General features: G+C 68.0%; 17 protein-coding genes and 2 riboswitches. Of the genes, 3 read left to right on the top strand and 14 right to left on the bottom strand.

The window, feature by feature from the left end:
• Positions 1-15: 15 nt before the first annotated feature.
• The 3 genes from N5E02_RS08015 to N5E02_RS08005 all read right to left on the bottom strand — a co-directional run bounded on the left by N5E02_RS08015 (position 16) and on the right by N5E02_RS08005 (position 3,165).
• Positions 16-1,380, bottom strand: a complete 1,365-nt coding sequence (locus N5E02_RS08015) for an MATE family efflux transporter (protein WP_005419642.1) — start codon at positions 1,378-1,380, stop codon at positions 16-18.
• Positions 1,381-1,586: 206 nt separating this feature from the next.
• Positions 1,587-2,168, bottom strand: coding sequence for a DUF3106 domain-containing protein (locus N5E02_RS08010; protein WP_032954564.1), 582 nt, complete (start codon positions 2,166-2,168; stop codon positions 1,587-1,589).
• Positions 2,161-3,165 (bottom strand): hypothetical protein, encoded by a 1,005-nt coding sequence (locus N5E02_RS08005; RefSeq protein WP_095378171.1) that lies wholly within the window; start codon positions 3,163-3,165, stop codon positions 2,161-2,163. Before N5E02_RS08005 ends, N5E02_RS08010 begins: the two co-directional genes overlap by 8 nt.
• Positions 3,166-3,578: 413 nt before the next feature.
• Here N5E02_RS08005 and N5E02_RS08000 point away from each other — a divergent pair, with 413 nt between their 5' ends.
• On the top strand, positions 3,579-5,756 hold the full coding sequence (locus tag N5E02_RS08000) for a primosomal protein N' (RefSeq protein WP_005419648.1): 2,178 nt from the start codon (positions 3,579-3,581) through the stop codon (positions 5,754-5,756).
• Between the two features lie 96 nt (positions 5,757-5,852).
• On the opposite strand, the gene N5E02_RS07995 is transcribed toward N5E02_RS08000, so the two are convergent.
• Both N5E02_RS07995 and N5E02_RS07990 read right to left on the bottom strand, forming a co-directional pair.
• Positions 5,853-6,473: a glutathione S-transferase gene (locus N5E02_RS07995; RefSeq protein WP_005419650.1), complete on the bottom strand. Its 621-nt coding sequence runs from the start codon at positions 6,471-6,473 to the stop codon at positions 5,853-5,855.
• A 111-nt stretch (positions 6,474-6,584) separates the two neighbouring features.
• Entirely contained in the window at positions 6,585-7,364 is a 780-nt protein-coding gene (locus N5E02_RS07990) for an NYN domain-containing protein (protein ID WP_049470953.1), read from the bottom strand.
• A gap of 123 nt (positions 7,365-7,487) precedes the next feature.
• On the opposite strand from N5E02_RS07990, the gene N5E02_RS07985 reads away from it, so the two are divergent.
• A complete protein-coding gene (locus tag N5E02_RS07985) occupies positions 7,488-8,768 on the top strand; it encodes an NAD(P)/FAD-dependent oxidoreductase (protein ID WP_065178805.1) in 1,281 nt (426 codons plus the stop codon).
• Positions 8,769-8,848: 80 nt separating this feature from the next.
• On the opposite strand, the gene N5E02_RS07980 is transcribed toward N5E02_RS07985, so the two are convergent.
• From N5E02_RS07980 to N5E02_RS07970, 3 genes are all read right to left on the bottom strand, one after another.
• Positions 8,849-9,301: a hypothetical protein gene (locus tag N5E02_RS07980; RefSeq protein ID WP_065178806.1), complete on the bottom strand. Its 453-nt coding sequence runs from the start codon at positions 9,299-9,301 to the stop codon at positions 8,849-8,851.
• A 3-nt stretch (positions 9,302-9,304) separates the two neighbouring features.
• On the bottom strand, positions 9,305-9,736 hold the full coding sequence (locus N5E02_RS07975; RefSeq protein WP_032954574.1) for a nuclear transport factor 2 family protein: 432 nt from the start codon (positions 9,734-9,736) through the stop codon (positions 9,305-9,307).
• Between the two features lie 71 nt (positions 9,737-9,807).
• The gene (locus N5E02_RS07970) at positions 9,808-10,074 is read right to left on the bottom strand and encodes a GIY-YIG nuclease family protein (RefSeq protein ID WP_005419660.1); all 267 of its coding nucleotides are present in this window, start codon (positions 10,072-10,074) and stop codon (positions 9,808-9,810) included.
• 40 nt (positions 10,075-10,114) lie between these two features.
• Positions 10,115-10,204, top strand: a riboswitch (glycine riboswitch).
• A gap of 13 nt (positions 10,205-10,217) precedes the next feature.
• Positions 10,218-10,321, top strand: a riboswitch (glycine riboswitch).
• An 84-nt stretch (positions 10,322-10,405) separates the two neighbouring features.
• On the opposite strand from N5E02_RS07970, the gene N5E02_RS07965 reads away from it, so the two are divergent.
• Complete coding sequence (locus tag N5E02_RS07965) at positions 10,406-11,023, top strand: trimeric intracellular cation channel family protein (protein WP_005419661.1); 618 nt, start codon at positions 10,406-10,408, stop codon at positions 11,021-11,023.
• 248 nt (positions 11,024-11,271) lie between these two features.
• Here the strand turns inward: N5E02_RS07965 and N5E02_RS07960 are convergent, their stop codons facing one another.
• From N5E02_RS07960 to N5E02_RS07935, 6 genes are all read right to left on the bottom strand, one after another.
• The gene (locus N5E02_RS07960) at positions 11,272-12,345 is read right to left on the bottom strand and encodes a 3-deoxy-7-phosphoheptulonate synthase (protein ID WP_065186318.1); all 1,074 of its coding nucleotides are present in this window, start codon (positions 12,343-12,345) and stop codon (positions 11,272-11,274) included.
• Between the two features lie 295 nt (positions 12,346-12,640).
• On the bottom strand, positions 12,641-12,898 hold the full coding sequence (locus N5E02_RS07955; protein WP_005419663.1) for a hypothetical protein: 258 nt from the start codon (positions 12,896-12,898) through the stop codon (positions 12,641-12,643).
• Between the two features lie 185 nt (positions 12,899-13,083).
• Positions 13,084-13,824, bottom strand: coding sequence for a DNA alkylation repair protein (locus N5E02_RS07950; protein ID WP_065178809.1), 741 nt, complete (start codon positions 13,822-13,824; stop codon positions 13,084-13,086).
• Positions 13,821-14,321: a MarR family transcriptional regulator gene (locus N5E02_RS07945; RefSeq protein ID WP_279946153.1), complete on the bottom strand. Its 501-nt coding sequence runs from the start codon at positions 14,319-14,321 to the stop codon at positions 13,821-13,823. Before N5E02_RS07945 ends, N5E02_RS07950 begins: the two co-directional genes overlap by 4 nt.
• 71 nt (positions 14,322-14,392) lie before the next feature.
• The gene (locus N5E02_RS07940) at positions 14,393-15,691 is read right to left on the bottom strand and encodes an ATP-binding protein (RefSeq protein ID WP_065186316.1); all 1,299 of its coding nucleotides are present in this window, start codon (positions 15,689-15,691) and stop codon (positions 14,393-14,395) included.
• 32 nt (positions 15,692-15,723) lie between these two features.
• Positions 15,724-16,431, bottom strand: a complete 708-nt coding sequence (locus N5E02_RS07935; RefSeq protein ID WP_065178812.1) for a response regulator transcription factor — start codon at positions 16,429-16,431, stop codon at positions 15,724-15,726.
• Positions 16,432-16,483: the final 52 nt, after the last annotated feature.

Genomic DNA, 16,483 nt, shown 5'->3' with positions numbered 1-16,483 from the left:
TGGCGGGCAGGACGATCAGGACAGCGCGGACTGCCCGATGCGCTGGCTGCTGCGGCGCAGGCGCCAGCCCATCAGGATGGCAGCGGCGGTCAGGCCGACGATCAGGCCGATCCACATGCCCTGCGGGCCCATGCCCAGCCCCAGGCCAAGCCCGGCGCCGAGCGGCATGCCCAGGCCCCAGTACGCGAACATGGCGATGAACATCGGCACGCGGGTGTCCTTGAGGCCGCGCAGCGCACCCGCCGACAGCACCTGGATGCCGTCCGGGAACTGGAAGGTGGCCGCGTACAGCAGCAGGGTCGAGGCCAGGCCGGCCACTGCCAGGTCGTTGGTGTACACACCGACGATGGCATCGTGGCCGAACAGCAGCACCGCCGCTGACAACGTCTGCGTGCCCATGATGATCGCGTAACCGGCCCACGCCGCACGCCGTACGCCGAAGCCGTCACCACGGCCGACCGCATGGCCGACGCGCACGGTGGTGGCCTCGGCCACGCCCATCGGGATCATGAAGCACAGCTGCGCGACGTTGATCGCGATCTGGTGTGCCGCCGCTTCATTGGCACCCAGGCGGCCGATCAGCAAGGCGGTGACGATGAACAGGCCGCCTTCCATCAGCACGGTGATGCCGATCGGCAGGCCGGTGCGCAGCAGCTCCCAGATCGCCTTCCAGCGCGGTCCCTCGAAGTGGGAGAACAGCTGCAGATGGGCAAAGCGCTTGGTCCGCCACAGATACAGGGCGAATGCGGTCGCCTGCAGCCACATCATCACCGCCGAAGCGATGCCCAGGCCCTCGGCCCCCAACTCCGGGAAGCCGAGCTTGCCATTGGCCAGCACGTAGCCCATCGGCGCCAGCACCAGCAGGCCACCGAAGCCGAGCAGCATGGTCGGCAGCGTCCAGTGCATGCCCTCGCTGAGATAACGCATGCAGAAGTACAGGGTCAGCGCCGGGCCACCCCAGCGCACCGCATGCAGGAACGCAGTCGCCCCCGGCACGATGTCCGGCGCGATGCCGAAGGCCGGCAGCAGCGGCGGCACCACGGTGAGGAAGGTGAACATGATCAGCCCCAGCCCCAGCGCCAGCCACAGTGCCTGGCGGAACAGCGGGCCGATCTCGCGCTCGCGGCCGGCGCCGTGCAGCTGCGACACCGAAGCGGTGAGCGAGATCAGGGTGCCGATCGGAATCAGCATCGGCAGCCACAACAACGCCGTACCGATGGTGACTGCGGCAAGGGTCGCCGTAGCGTGGTGGCCGGCAATCACGTTGTCGACGAAGGAGATCAGACCGGTGGACACATGGCCCAGCACGAGCGGCAGGGCGAGCAGACCGGTGGCGCCGACTTCCTTGCTGAAGCGCGGCGTGGAGGTTGCAGTAGACATAAGGTGCTTGACGCGAACTGCGGTTGCGCGCGAAGGGCACAGGCACCGGGTTGCGGGCGCCCATCTTACGCGGGCGGCGCCTGCATTCCCATGACATGGCGTGAATGCTGGGTTTCAGCCGCCCCAAGCAAAAAGGGGACGGAGGGGATTAAGTCGCATTCGGCACTGACTGGCCTGATACGACTTAATCCCCTCCGTCCCCTTTTCTACTGGCCGGCCTGGCGCTTTAGCCAGCTGTCGCGCTCGGCGGCGGGCACGGCGAGGAAGGCGCTGCGTACCGTGTCGCGTTCCTGCGGCGGCGTGCGCTGCGCGACCAGGGCCAGCTGGGCCAGCTGCGCCGGGTTGAGCTGGCGCAGCACGGCCAGCGCGGTCTCGCGTTGCTCCGGTGGCACGAATCCGAACAGTCCGTGCAGCTTGGGGAATTCCAGGCCCAGCTGCGGGCCCAGCCGCCATCCGGCGCGGAACGCCTGATCCTGCGCCTGGAATTGCTGCCGCATGCGCTGCTGTTGATCGGCCGGCAGCGAATTGAAGCGCGCAGCCGCCTGACGGATGCGCTCGCGCTCTGCTTCCGGCAATGCGCGCCAGGCGGCGTAGTCGGCACGGCGCTGTCGCTGCTGCTGCGTATCCAGCTGAGCGAATTCGGCAGGTGCTGTTGCAGCGGCCGACGCCGGCGTGGCCGGCGAACTGCCCGGAACCGGTGGCGGCAACGGCACGCTCAACGGCTGCGGTGCGGCGGACAGCGACAGCGGCAGGGCCAGCAGCAGGCTGGCGAGCACGGACTTATTCATCGGCGGCAGCCGTTTCCAGCGTGGCACTGGCCGGCTCCGGCCGGCTCGGCTTGGCTTGCGATTCATCCACCGGCAGCGGGCCGCCCGCGGCAGTCCACGCGTACAGGTCGGCATCGGCGACCAGCGGGTAGTCGCGATCTGCCAGCATCGCTGCGTCATCATTGGCTTGCGCCTGGCCCGCGTCCGGTGTGGCGTCCACCTTGCTCGGTGGCAGGGCTTCCACGGTCACCGGACCGGCTTCGCCCACCACGCCCTCCGGCAAGGGTGCATCGCTGCCGAACGAATGTCCCTGCAGGTGGCGCCACCCCAGCGCGGCGGCCAGCAGTACCGCCACGGTCACCAGCAGGATCAGCGGACCGCGCCAGCGCGGCCTGGCATTCGCGCGGCGGCGCTTGCCGTTGGCGGCCGCACGCTCGTCCCGCTGCGGTGCGCGCCAGCTGGAGGCCGGTGCTTCATTGTGGGTGGTGGGTGCGGCCGGCTGCTGCAGTTGCTGCAGGCGTGCGGCCGGCAGGTCACGGACACGGGTCTGTACCTGCTCGGCCAACTGGCGCCAGGCCACGGCATCGGGCCGGCCCTGGGCATCACGCGGGCAGGCATCGGCCAGCAGGTGCTGGTAACCGGCCTCGTCCTGGTCGAGCACGCGCATGGCGATGCCCTCGTCCAGGCTGCCGCCCACCCGCAGCAGCAGCGCCAGTCGTGGAAGTGGCGGCATCGCGCCCAACGCGGCCAACGACGGCGCCCACTGCCCGCCCGCCGGCTCGCGCAGCGCCTGGCGCTGGCCCAGCAGGGTCCAGAAGCGGGTCGGCCATTGCGCCATCGGCAGGTCGCTGGCGACCGCTGCAAACGCGCGCATCACTGCCACCAGGGTCTGCTCGGCACGGGCGGCATCGCCGCACTGCAGTTCAGCCACCACCAGGGCGCGGCGTTCGACGCCACGCAGGAACGCCGACAGCGCGCCGGCCGCGGTCGAGGAAACAGGGGCGGGCACAGCCGTCATCGGTCACTCCAAAGGTCTGCCGGCATGATAGCGGCAGCCCATCGGCACCCGTAGGACTTGCGCCCACAGGCACTTCGTGCTGCAGGTTGTGCACAGCACCACGCTCCCCGCGCGGGAAATTGCGGCATGCCGCTGAATTCACTCTGTTTCAGCAATGTTTCACACTCAAGTTGTTGATTTTGAATGCCTTTCAAGTGTGGCGATTTTTTGACCAACCCAAGGGTGAGCTCGTCGCCATCGGCCTCCTGCGTTCCCGTCGACCGGTAACGCACAACGTTATCCACAGAACGTGTGGATAAGACTGAATCTCCAATGGACACCGATATTTAGGTGACATTTATGATTCAACGGTCGTCGCCCGGGCACGTCTGCCCCCTGCCATTCGCGCGTGCATGGCCCGTTACACTGGCCCGATGCTTTCACCCATTCCGACCCTGCAGGTCGCCCTGCCCGTCCCCCTGCCCCGCCTGTTCGACTACCTGTCGCCGGAGGGCGATGGCCCCACGGCCGCGGTCGGCTGCCGCCTGAAGGTGCCGTTCGGCAACCGCGAGCTGGTCGGCGTGGTGGCCGGCCACGGCCAGACCGACGACGGCCAGGGACTGCGCCAGGCGCTGGCCTGGTGCGACCGGCAGCCGCTGCTGCAGGGCGAACTCTGGCAGAGCCTGCAGTGGCTGGCGCGCTACACCCATGCGCCACTGGGCGAGGTGCTGAGCACCGCCCTGCCCGGCCCGCTGCGCCATGGCGAGGCCCTGCCCGACACCCACCACTGGGGTTGGCAGCTGACCACCGAAGGCCACGCCCAGCGCGAAAAGCTGCGCGCCGGAAGCCGTCCGCGGCAGCTGGCCGAGCTGCTGGCAGGAGCGATCGTGGATGAGGACGTGCTCGGCGAACGCATGGCCGACTGGCGCACCGCTGCACGCAGCCTGGCCAAGCGCGAGCTGGCCGAGCGCGTGGCGATGACGGTGGCACCGCAGCATGCGCAGCCGCTGCCCGGCCCCACGCTCAACCCGGACCAGGCCGGGGCGGTGGCTGCGATCAACGCTGCCGACGGCTTCCAGCCGTTCCTGCTGGACGGCGTGACCGGCAGCGGCAAGACCGAGGTCTACCTGCAGGCGATCATCCATTGCCTGGCGCAGGGCAGGCAGGCGCTGGTGCTGGTACCGGAAATCGGCCTGACCCCGCAGACCCTGGCACGTTTCCGCGGCCGCCTGGGCATCGCCGTGCACGCCTTGCATTCGGGGTTGAACGACAACGAGCGCGCGCGCGTCTGGGCGGCCGCCTCCCGAGGCGAAGCGCGGGTCATCGTCGGCACCCGCTCGGCGGTTTTCACGCCATTGCCGCAGGCCGGCCTGCTGATCGTCGACGAGGAACACGACGGCAGCTACAAGCAGCAGGACGGCATCCGTTACCACGCGCGCGATTTCGCTCTGGTGCGCGCCAAGGCGCTGGGCATTCCGGTGCTGCTCGGCAGCGCCACCCCTTCACTGGAAACGCTGCACAACGCCTACGCCGGGCGCTACACGCACCTGCGCCTGAAGCAGCGCGCCGGCGATGCGCGGCCACCGCGCGTGCGCATCCTCGATGTACGCAAGCGGCCGCTGCACGATGGCCTCTCGGCCGATGTGCTGGCTGGCATCGGCGAACACCTGCAGCGTGGCCAGCAGGTGCTGGTGTTCAAGAACCGCCGTGGCTACGCACCGGTGCTGCTGTGCCACGACTGCGGGTGGACCGCGCCGTGCCAGCGCTGCGATGCGCCGATGACCGTGCATGGCGGCGGCCGACGCCTGCAATGCCACCACTGTGGCGCGCGCCAACCGGCGCCGTTGGCATGCCCGGCCTGCGGCAGCCTGGCGCTGCAGCCGCAGGGCATCGGCACCGAACGCCTGGAAGAACACCTCACCGCCGCCTTCGCCGATTTCCCGGTGGTGCGCATCGACCGTGGCACCACCTCACGCCGCGATGCGCTGGAGCAGCAGCTGGCGAAACTGGGCGACCAGCCCGGCATCCTGGTCGGCACGCAGATCCTGGCCAAGGGCCACGACCTGCCGAAGCTGACCCTGGTGGTGGTGGTCGGCATCGACGAAGGCCTGTTCTCCGCCGACTTCCGCGCCAGCGAGAAGCTGGCGCAGCAGCTGATCCAGGTGGCCGGTCGTGCAGGACGTGCGCGTGACCCCGGCGAGGTCTGGCTGCAGACCCATCACCCTGGTCACCCGCTGCTGGAAACCCTGGTGAGCGGTGGCTACCACCCGTTCGCGCAGGCCGAGTTGAACCAGCGGCAAGCCGCAGGGTTCCCCCCGTTCGCGCACCTGGCGCTGATGCGCGCCGAAGCGCAGCAGGTCGAGCACGCCAATGCGTTCCTGCTGGCTGCGCGGCAGTTGCTGGGCGAGCAGAACGTGGTGGAGGCGTACGGCCCGATGCCGGCGCCGATGCCGCGGCGCGCGGGCTACCAGCGCACACAGCTGCTGCTGTCGGCGCCGCAGCGGCCACCCTTGCATGGCGTGCTCGCGCAGCTGGTTCCGCAGCTGTATGCGCTGCCGGAAGCACGCAAGGTGCGCTGGTCGCTGGATGTGGATCCAACGGACCTGTATTGAGGGGTCAGAGCCCACCCGTCGGGTGGGATCCGACCCCGATGCCCTGGGGTCGGATCCCTTTTCGCAGAAAAGGGCTCTGACCCCGGACGCCTTCGCTTACGTCAGCGGCGACATCACGCCGCGCTGGTAGGCCGGGCGCTCACGCAGCCGCGCATACCAGTCAGCCAGATGCGGCAGCTCCGGTCGCTGGATCGGCAGCTCGTACCAGGCGTAGACCAGCGAGCCCAGCGGGATGTCGCCCATCGCGAACTTCTCGCCCGACAGCCACGGCTGCCTGGCCAGGGTAGCGTCGGCCATCGCCAGGTAGTCACCGGCGCGCACGATGGCGGCATTGATCCGCGCTTCATCGCGGTCGGCCGGCGCGGTGCGCATGATGCCCCAGACCAGGTCGCTGTACAGCGGCGCCATCCGCGACGTGCTCCAGTCCATCCACTTCTCGGCCTGGGCGCGTTCCATCGGGTCCTCAGCGTACAGGGTGCCCAGTGCATAGCGGGCGCTCAGGTAGCGCACGATGGTGTTCGATTCCCACAGCGGCAAGCCGTGGTCTTCGATCACCGGCACCAGGCCGTTGGGATTCATCGCCTGGTACTCCGGGGTCTGCGTACCACCATGGCTGCCACCGACTTCGATGGATTCGTACGGCAGGCCGATTTCCTCGGCGCACCACAGTACCTTGCGGACGTTGCTAGAATTGCGGCGGCCCCAGATCTTCAACATGCGGGTTTTCCTTGCTGGCAATGCGAGCGGCAACGATACGCCTGATCGGGTGGAGATGTGCGTGCCGGATGCGGGATCTGGCATCCGGGCATTGCCGGCCAGCAGCAGGCACTACCTGTTCTTTTTTGGCAGCGCGCGCACGTAGGACGACTTGCCGTCCTTCTTCAGCTCGAACAGGCCGATCGCCGCCAGCAGGTCGCTGAGCTTGCCGTAGCCATAGTTGCGCGGATCGAACGAGGCCTGGTTGCCGATCTGGCTGCCGACCGGGCCGAGGTGCGACCAGCCATCCTCACCCTCGGCCGCGGACACCGCACGGCGCAGCATCTTCACCAGCCGGGTGTCACTGCGCATTTCCGCACCGCTCTTGCGTGGACGCGCATCGTCGTTGGCCACCGGCTCGTTCGAGGCCTGCTCGCTGGACGCCTGTTCGGCATCGGGCACGCTGGCATGGGTCTGCCCCAGTGCCTCCAGGTAGGTGAACTTCGAGCACGCATTGACGAATGGCTCGGGCGTCTTCTTCTCGCCGAAGCCATATACCTTCACGCCATCGGTCAGCAGGCGCATCACCATCGGGGTGAAGTCCGCATCGCTGGAGACGATGGCGAAGCCATCAAGGTTGCGCGCGTACAGCAGGTCCATGGCATCGATCACCATCGCCATGTCCGAAGCGTTCTTGCCCTTGCTGTAGGCGAACTGCTGGATCGGTCGGATCGCATACTCATGCAGCACCGCTTCCCACCCTTTCAGTCGCGGGCTCTTCCAGTTGCCGTAGGCACGGCGCACGTTGGCCACGCCGTAGCGGGCGACTTCCGCCAGGACCTCGTCGATCTTCGAGGCCGGCGCATTGTCGGCGTCGATCAACAGGGCGATGCGCTTTTCCGGTTCGCTCATGGGCTCCTCACGGGCCGTTGCCTGAACCCGAGTATCGCCGATCCGGGCAGGCGCTGACGTGACAGGTGGCCGCCGTGCGAAGATGCCAGGCGCTTCCCCCGATGCCCCCACTGGAGTGAGTCGATGAGTCGCGAGCGCGTTCCCCACCTGGTCGTTGTCGGCGGCGGTTTTGCCGGTCTCTGGGCCACCCGTGCCCTGGCCCGCGAGCGCATACGCATCACCCTGGTCGATCGCCGCAACCATCACCTGTTCCAGCCGCTGCTGTACCAGGTGGCCACCGCCGGCCTGTCCGCGCCGGATATCGCCGCGCCGCTGCGCCACATCCTCGGCCACCAGCGCAATGTGGAAGTCCGCCTCGGCGAAGTGGTGGCCATCGACAAGCGGGCGCGGCAGATCCGCATGGCCGATGGCAGCACGCTGGACTACGACAGCCTGCTGCTGGCCACCGGCGCCACCCACGCCTACTTCGGCAACGATCAGTGGGCCGATGATGCGCCCGGCCTGAAGACGCTGGACGATGCCATCGCGCTGCGCCGCAAGCTGCTGCTGGCGTTCGAACGCGCCGAGGCCGAACCGGACCCGGCGAAGAAGGCGGCGTGGCTGAGTTTCGCCATCGTCGGCGGTGGTCCCACCGGCGTCGAACTGGCCGGCACCCTGGCCGAGATCGCGCGCCACACGCTGCGCAACGAATTCCGCCACATCGACCCGGCCAGCGCCAGGGTGCGGCTGGTCGAGGCTGGGCCCCGCGTGCTGTCCTCGTTCCCGGATGTGCTTTCGCTGAAGGCGCGCCGCCAACTGGAAAAGCTGGGCGTGGAAGTGCTGACCGGTACCCCGGTGAGCGACATCGACAGCCAGGGCTTCAAGCTCGGCGAACAGTTCGTACCGGCGCGCACCGTGGTCTGGGCCGCCGGCGTGGCCGCTTCACCGCTGGCGCGCACGCTGGACGTGCCACTGGACCGCGCCGGACGCGTGCCGGTGCAACCGGACCTGACCCTGCCCGGTCACCCGGAGCTGTTCGTGGCCGGCGACCTGGCCGCACTGAGCCAGGCCGACGGCAAGCCGGTACCCGGGGTGGCACCGGCCGCCAAGCAGATGGGCAAGTACGTGGCCGAGGTGATCCGCGCGCGCCTGCACGGCAAGCCCGAGCCCGGCCCGTTCAAGTACGCCGACTACGGCAACCTGGCCACCATCGGCCGCATGGCCGCGATCGTGCACCTGGGCCGGCTGCAGCTTTCCGGCGTGCTGGCCTGGTGGTTCTGGCTGGCCGCGCACGTGTTCTTCCTGATCGGCTTCCGCAACCGCATCGTGGTGCTGCTGAACTGGGCAGTCGCGTACTGGAGCTACCAGCGCAGTGCGCGGATCATCTTCGGTGATGACCAGGATGACCGGCGGCCGAGGCGGTAGGGCTGCACGCAACGGGGTCGGATCCCTTTCCACAGGAAAGGGCTCTGACCCGGTCAACACCCTCCACGCATGGCGTGGATCTACTGGTTCATCGGGCCACCGGGCACCCGCCGTTTCGACCAGGTCCGGCAGAAGTCCTCCTTCCTCGCGGTGTCGGCAATCTGCGCGGCACTCCAATGCCGGGTGATCCAGATCGTCAGTGCGGTACTGCTGAGATGCCAGCGCAGCATGCCGCGCTGCGGTTGCCGCCACAGGTAGCGCCGGGCAATCCAGAAGGCCTCCCGCTCCACTTCAGGCACCTTCTTCATCGCGTCCTTGTCGAAGAACTGGGCGGTAAAGCGCCAGGGGTTCATCGGCTGGTATCCCGCCCGTGGCTCGCTGCTACACGCAGCCACACCACTGGGCGCACGGTCGGCCGGCGTCGGCCGACCGCCTGCCAATGCCAGCCCGAGCAGGTACAGCAGGCCAGGCAGCAGCGCGATGCCGGCGACCAGCACGACGACGGAGATCCATGCTTTGCCGGCGGCACGCATCGCTCACTGTGCCTTCGGCTTTGGATACCACAACGCGTTGACGATGACCCAGCGCTGGTCGAAGCGCCCCATGTGGAAGTAATCGACGAACCACGGGGTCTCCAGCCGCACCGAGGCCGCGTTGCCGGTCACGTCCAGCACCGTGCAGCGACGATCCCATTGATCCTTCGGGGTCTTCAACGCGCCCTGCTTCGTCAGCGAGACCAGTTCTTCCTTCGACATCCGGCGCAGGCCCAGGCGTTCGTCGGGTGTATCGCCGAGCACAGCGCGCTTGGCCAGGTCCGGATGCAGGGAGCGGGCGACGCGCTGTGGGTCCGCCTCCAGCTGGCCATCGACGTAGTCATGGCAGGTGGCTTCGATGGCCGCGATCGTGGCCGGGTCGGGGGCAGGGCTCGTTGCTGCGGAAAGAGCAAACAGCAGGGCGATCGTGGACATCCGGGTCTCCAGCTCTGGGCGCGGGGCGATCATCGCATGGGCCGGGTAGCCCATCCACGCGTGGCGTGGATCTACAGGACCGGCGCCTGCAGCCAGGCCAGCTTGCGTTCGCGCGGCTGCTGCTTGAGTTGCCACTCGGCCCGCGAGGCGGCGGCCCGGTCCGGGTATTCGCGCACGGCCAGCACGCGCAGCGGTGGCCGGGCCCGGGTGTAGCGCGCGCCCTTGCCGGCCTGGTGGGCGGCGAAACGCGCATCCACGTCGGTGCTGATGCCGGCGTAATAGCTGCCATCGCGGCATTCGAGCAGGTACAGGAACCACGGGCGGAGGGACGGGGCCATGCCCGGATTATGCCGTGCTGCACTGCAGCGGATATACTGGCGCCCGAATGCAGGAGAGTGGCGCCGCGCTGGCGCCCGCCGAAGGCGCAGGCTCCCATGATCGCTCAGGCCGGTGGGCTGGAATCCCACCAACCATGCATTCGACTCGCCGAGCTGGAGAGAGGTCACCGGGCACGCCCGGGACGATCCGCCGAAGGGGCACGCGGCCAACGCCGCTGAACTCTCAGGCAAAAGGACAGCGGGAGCGGCACCGGTCATCGTCATCCCGTCATTGCGCAGGCAGTGGTGGCAGTTGCGCATGGCCGGCCCCACCGCGCCCGGAGCCTGTTCCATGCTGCTGTCCATCATCTACCTGGTTGCCATTTCCGCCGAAGCCATGACCGGTGCACTGTCTGCCGGCCGCCGCCGCATGGACCTGTTCGGTGTGGTCATGATCGCCTGCGTCACCGCCCTCGGGGGCGGCTCGCTGCGCGACATCCTGCTCGGCCACTATCCGCTGGGCTGGGTGAAGCATCCCGAGTACCTGGGTTTCACCGTGTGCGCGGCGCTGATCGCCACCTGGGTGGCGCGCTGGATGCACCACTTCCGGCGCACCTTCCTGGTGCTCGATGGCCTGGGCCTGATCGCCTTCACCCTGATCGGCTGCTCGATCGCGCGCGAGGCCGGCCATGCGATGCCGATCGTGCTGATCGCCGGCATGCTGACCGGCGCGTTCGGCGGCGTGCTGCGCGACATCCTCTGCAACGAGGTGCCGCTGATCTTCCAGAAGGAGCTGTACGCGATCATCGCGCTGCTGACCGGCGCGGCGTATCTGTTGCTGCTGCACTGGGGCGTGGCCGACGCCACCGCGATCCTGTGCTGCCTGGGCGGCGGCTTCGCGCTGCGCCTGCTGGCGATCCACTATCGCTGGGAAATGCCGAAGTTCGTGTACCACGACGAAGTGCATTGAGCCTCTTCGTAGCGTCGAGCCATGCTCGACTGCGCTTTGCAGGACGCCAACGCGCGTCGCGCGCACGTCGAGCATGGCTCGACGCTACAAATATCGGCATCACCACCCCGGCGATGTACCTGGCGCTGTCGCTCATGCGCAGCGCCAGGCGCATCGCCGGTGCAGATGGGCCGGTCTCCAACTCCGGCCGGCCCTGATCGCGGCCGCACCCCCGCAGGCGCTGGCCGCCATCCACACACGTGCCGCACTCAGGCGGCTTCGGACACCTTCACGTCGCGACGGGCGCGCACGGCCGCAGCCAGTCGCTCCAGCACCGTCACGGTGGTGTCCCAGTCGATGCAGCCATCGGTGATGCTCTGCCCGTAGACCAGCGGCTGGCCTTCCACCAGTTCCTGGCGGCCCCCGACCAGATGGCTCTCGATCATCACGCCCACGATGCGCTGTTCGCCGTCTTCCATCTGAGCGGCGATGTCGTCGATCACCTTCGGCTGGTTCTCGGGGTTCTTCAGGCTGTTGGCATGGCTGGCATCGATCATCAGGCGCGCCGGCAGCTTGGCCTTGGCCAGCACCTGGCAGGCCTCAGCCACGCTGCCAGCGTCGTAGTTCGGTTGCTTGCCACCGCGCAGGATCACATGGCAATCCGGGTTGCCGGTGGTCGACACGATGGCAGTGCCACCCTGCTTGGTGACCGACAGGAAATGATGCGGGTTGGATGCCGCACCCACCGCGTCGGCGGCGATCTTCACGTTGCCATCGGTGCCGTTCTTGAAGCCGACGGGGCACGACAGCCCCGAAGCCAGCTCGCGATGCACCTGGCTTTCGGTGGTGCGTGCGCCGATCGCGCCCCATGCCACCAGGTCGGCGATGTACTGCGGCGAGATCACATCGAGGAATTCAACACCGGCCGGCAGGCCGAGCTTGTTGATGTCGCGCAGGAGGCCACGGGCGATGCGCAGGCCCTTGTCGATCCTGAAGCTGCCGTCCAGGTCCGGGTCGTTGATCAGGCCCTTCCAGCCCACCGTGGTGCGCGGCTTCTCGAAGTACACGCGCATGACGATTTCCAGCTCGCCAGCCAGCGCGTCGCGCAGCGGCTTCAGGCGCTGGGCGTACTCGATGGCGGCCTTCGGGTCGTGGATCGAGCACGGGCCCACCACCACCGCCAGGCGGTCGTCACGGCCGTGCAGGATCTGGTGCAGGGCCGCGCGCGAGGCGCTGACGGTGTCGGAAGCCTCATCGTCACAGGGCAGCATCGCCAGCAGCTGGGCGGGCGGTGTCAGCGGTTCGATGGTGCGGATACGCAGGTCGTCGGTGTGCGGGGGCATTGCAGGAGATCTCCGGAACGTTGGGGGTCCCCAGCGTGGCGGCATGAAAAAAGCCGCCAGGTTCGCTGGCGGCTTTCGGGAATGCGTCTGAAGCTTTCTTCAGGGTGAGCGCAGTCCTTCCTCCGCCAGTGGCTTCGGAAAGTAATACCAGTAAAAGCGGGTAGCGGCTGCGTTCATGGGATCTATTGATAGCACAGCTTTTGCGCAGTGCAAAATGTTTCATCCGCAACTGGGGGCGCGGTTCAGTGATGCGCCTGACTGCGCAGCGCACGTGGTGGCCGCTGTGCAACGTCGCTCATCTGCCATGCACTTCCACGTCCAGCAGCAGGCCTTCGTGGATGTCGGCCCAGCGCTCCAGCACGCGGTCCAGCTCCTGCCGGGCCTCGTCCAGCTGCTCGGGATTGAGCAGGGAACGGGTGGTGTAGAGATCGGACACCAGCCGGCGCAGTACCGCTTCCGGGATGGCCACCGAGGGCCCTTCCATCTGCGGCAGCTGCAGTGCCGGCGTATCGCCCTGCGGGCCGTACAGCGTTACCTGGAGCGTGCTCTGCATGATCAACTTCCCTGCGGATGGACATGGGCAATGTCCTGTTTACCGCGTCCGGGTGACAGACGCATGTGCCATGCGCCTCCGGAGGCGCTGTTACAAGGTGGCCAGAGCGGTGTAGAGCTCGATGAGGGTGTAGGACATGGAAGGCCTTCCTTGAGGTTGATGAGGTTGCCGGCCAGCGGCCGGCACTACCGCAACGAGCGCATGGCGCGTTTGCGGATGTAGGCATTGGCATCGCCAGGGTGCTGCTGTTGCCATCGTGCGCACAGCTCACGCAGCCACTGCGGGCGAGTCTTGCCGGCATCGTTGAGCCAGTTCCCGACCGAGTCCTGCACGTAGCGCTCCGGGTCGTTGGCCATTGCTTCCAGCATCGGCAACGCGAGTTCTGGATGCTGCTTGAACAGCGCGATATGCGTGGACCACACGCCTCGTGGGCGCAGCGCTTCGCAGGCGAAGCGGCGCAGGTAAGGCGATGCTTCCTGCGTCCACACCTGCAGGTACTCAAGCGCCTGCAACGGTGCGGCAACGATGTCGCTGCGCAGCGCCAGCCATGCCCATTCGCGCACGCCGAAGTGCGGGTCGTCAGCCAGCGGACGCATCGCCCGCAGCTTGGCCGGCAGCGCCGCGCCGGCATCGCTGCCAATCAGGTAGCAGGCCCAGCCACGCACGGTGTCTGATGCGTGTGCCTGCCAGTGCGCGGGATCACCCTGCCCGGATTCGTGCAGCAACCGCGCCGCCAGCGCCATGCGCTGGGTGATGCCCTTGCCGGAGGCGTCGCGCATACATTGCAGCGCTTCCGGCTCGAGCACAGGTGCCACCCCCTGCAACAGCGCGGCGAAATCCACTGCCAGGCATTCGGCCAGATGCGTGGCAGCGGCACCACCGCTGTTGAGTGCACGCAGCCGTTCCGCGGGAATGGGCGTGCTCATGCGGAGGCTTCCCGCCCGGTGTCCGTGTGCTGCCAGACCTTGTGCAGCAGTTGTGACAGCTGCTGCCGTTCATCAGCATCCAGGCCGTTGAACAGGCCGCTGATCCATTGTGTGTGCCGCTCGAACAGCGACTCGGCCAAACGCTTGCCCGGTGCGGTCAACACGATCTGCAGACGACGGCCATCCTCGTCATCGCTGCGACGCTGCAGCAGGCCTTCGCGCTGCAGGCCATCGAGCAGGCCGCTGATGGTGGCCCGGGTCACGCCAGCGCGCTCGGCCAGCGCGTGCGGCGCCAGTGCGCCGCCGGCCCCGTGCAGCAGGAACAGCAAGATGAAGCGACCCTCGCTGAGCCCGTGCGGTGCCAACCGTGCAGCGCAGTCGCGATCGATCGACGAGGACAACGAGAGCAGCTGGAAGCACAGGCGCAGCTGCGCGATGTTGGCGTGGCCGCGCCGCTGCGCTTCCTCCAGCAACGCCTTATGCTTGGCTTCGATCATCCTTTCCTCACTGAATGATTAGGCACCTAATCATATGGAGGAGTGGCCAGTGGAAGCAAATCGGAGTTGACTCAGGAAGTGCGTCCCAGCAGCAGCCGCGCGATCAGCCCCCCGCCCTCGCGGTGCAACAGCTGAAGTTCGCCCGCGTGGCGCTTCGCCACGTTGGCAGCCACGGCCAGTCCAAGTCCGGCGCCCCCGGTGGCGCGGCTACGCGAGCCCTCGCTGCGCTGGAACGGTTGCAGCAGGCGTGCGCGATCGATCTCGGCGATGCCAGGGCCGCGGTCCATCACGTCCAGCTGCACTCCATCCCCCGCCATGGCGACCCACAGCTCCACGGCGCCCGCGTAGCGCTCGGCGTTGTCGATGAGATTGTCGACCGCGCGCCGGAGCAGCAGCGCATCGCCATGCCACGGCAACGTATCCGGGCCCTGAAGGGAAATGTCGACCCCGCGCAGCAGCGCCGCCTGCACGCAGTCCTCCAGCAGCGCTGAAAGATCCAGCATCCGCATCTGCAACGGCTGCAGCTCACCGCGTGCGTAGTCGAGCACCTGCTCGATCATCGTATCCATGCGCTCGATGTCTGCCACCATCCTGGCGGCCTGTGGCGCGGGAGCGAACTCCGCGCGCAGGCGCAGGCCGGTCAGGGGCGTGCGCAGGTCATGCGCCACGGCCGCCAGCATATGGGTCATGTCCCGTGCCTGGGCGCGCAGACGTTCGCGACCGGTGCTGATCGCTGTGGCCAGTACCTGCACTTCGCGTGGACCGTCATCAGGCAATGGCGTTTCGGCCTGCAGGTCGACCCGTGCGCTGGCTTCAGCCAGGCGTCGCAGCGGGCGCCCCAACCGGATCGACGCCCACGCCGCCAGAGGGGCCAGCAGGATCGCACCGCCCAGCAGGGCGAGCATCACCTGGCGGCGCCAGGCCGCCAGTTCACTGTGGTCGCTGCCGACCACCCGCCATCGGCCATCGGCTTGCCGCATCCCCAGTTCGAACGGCGGCCACTGCATGGCGGTCAGCAACGCGGCCTGCGATTTCAGCACGCCAGCACGAGCGGAGGCGTCCAGTACCGCGCCACCCTCGATGACCTGCACATCGGGCGCCCTGCCCTGCCCCGTCCACACCAGGCGTACATTCCTGGCCGGCAGGTCCATCTGCAGCGCCGCCAACTGGGTGAGCCAGTCACTGGCGCTGCCCCGGGGTGGCGCGTCCTGCGTCGACATATGCAATCCCAGTGGCGCCGGCGCCTGTTCCCCACGCAGCACCTGCATCGCATGGTCCAGCCGCATCGGTGGCGGCGCGGGCCGGGGCATCCACCCCACTACCGCCACGCTGACCAGGGTTGCCAGCAGCAGGCTGGCCAAGGCCAGCATCGCGATCCAGCGGGTGGTTGACCACCGGCTGCTCACAACACCCCTACCTCCGCGTTGAAGCGGTACCCTTCGCCACGCAGTGTCTGCACAAGGGCTTCAGCGCCGGACGCGGCCTGCCCGAGCTTGCGGCGCAGGCGGCTGATCGCAAGGTCGACGGCACGGTCCACGCTGTCACTGGCTTCTCCGCGACTCAACTGCAGCAGCTGTTCGCGCGCCAGCACCCGCCCGGGACGTTCAGCCAGTGCCAGCAGCAGGGAGAATTCACCGCGGCTCAGCACCAGTTCGGCGCCATCCGGCGCGAACAGGCGACGCTGGTCAGGCAGCAATCGCCAGCCATCAAACCGCAGCTCGCTGGCCACCTGTGCGCGCAGCTTGTCCTGCCTGCGCATCAGCGCGCGAACCCGCGCCAACAGCTCGCGCGGGTCAAACGGCTTGGCCAGGTAGTCGTCCGCGCCCATCTCCAGGCCGATCACGCGATCCGGCGCGGCCCCCATCGCCGACAGCATCAGGATCGGGATCGCCCGCGCCTGCAGCCGGCGGCATACCGACAGGCCGTCCTCACCGGGCATCATCCAGTCGAGGATGATCAGGTCAGGACGTTCAACCTGCAGCAACACGTCCAGCGCTGTTGCATCCGCCGCCACACGCACCTGGTAGCCGTGCAGCAGCAGGTGGTCGGCGATGGCGTCACGAATGCTGGCATCGTCATCGACGACGATGACGCGGATGGGAGTGTTCATTCGCCCAGTATCCCGCACCTGTGTATCAGGACGGTATCAACGCCGATATCGC

The organism is Stenotrophomonas sp. GD03777, from assembly GCF_029842485.1.
Taxonomy (GTDB): Bacteria; Pseudomonadota; Gammaproteobacteria; order Xanthomonadales; family Xanthomonadaceae; genus Stenotrophomonas; species Stenotrophomonas sepilia.
Note: the sequence above shows the minus strand (reverse complement) of the source record. Positions and strands in the feature narration are given on the sequence as shown.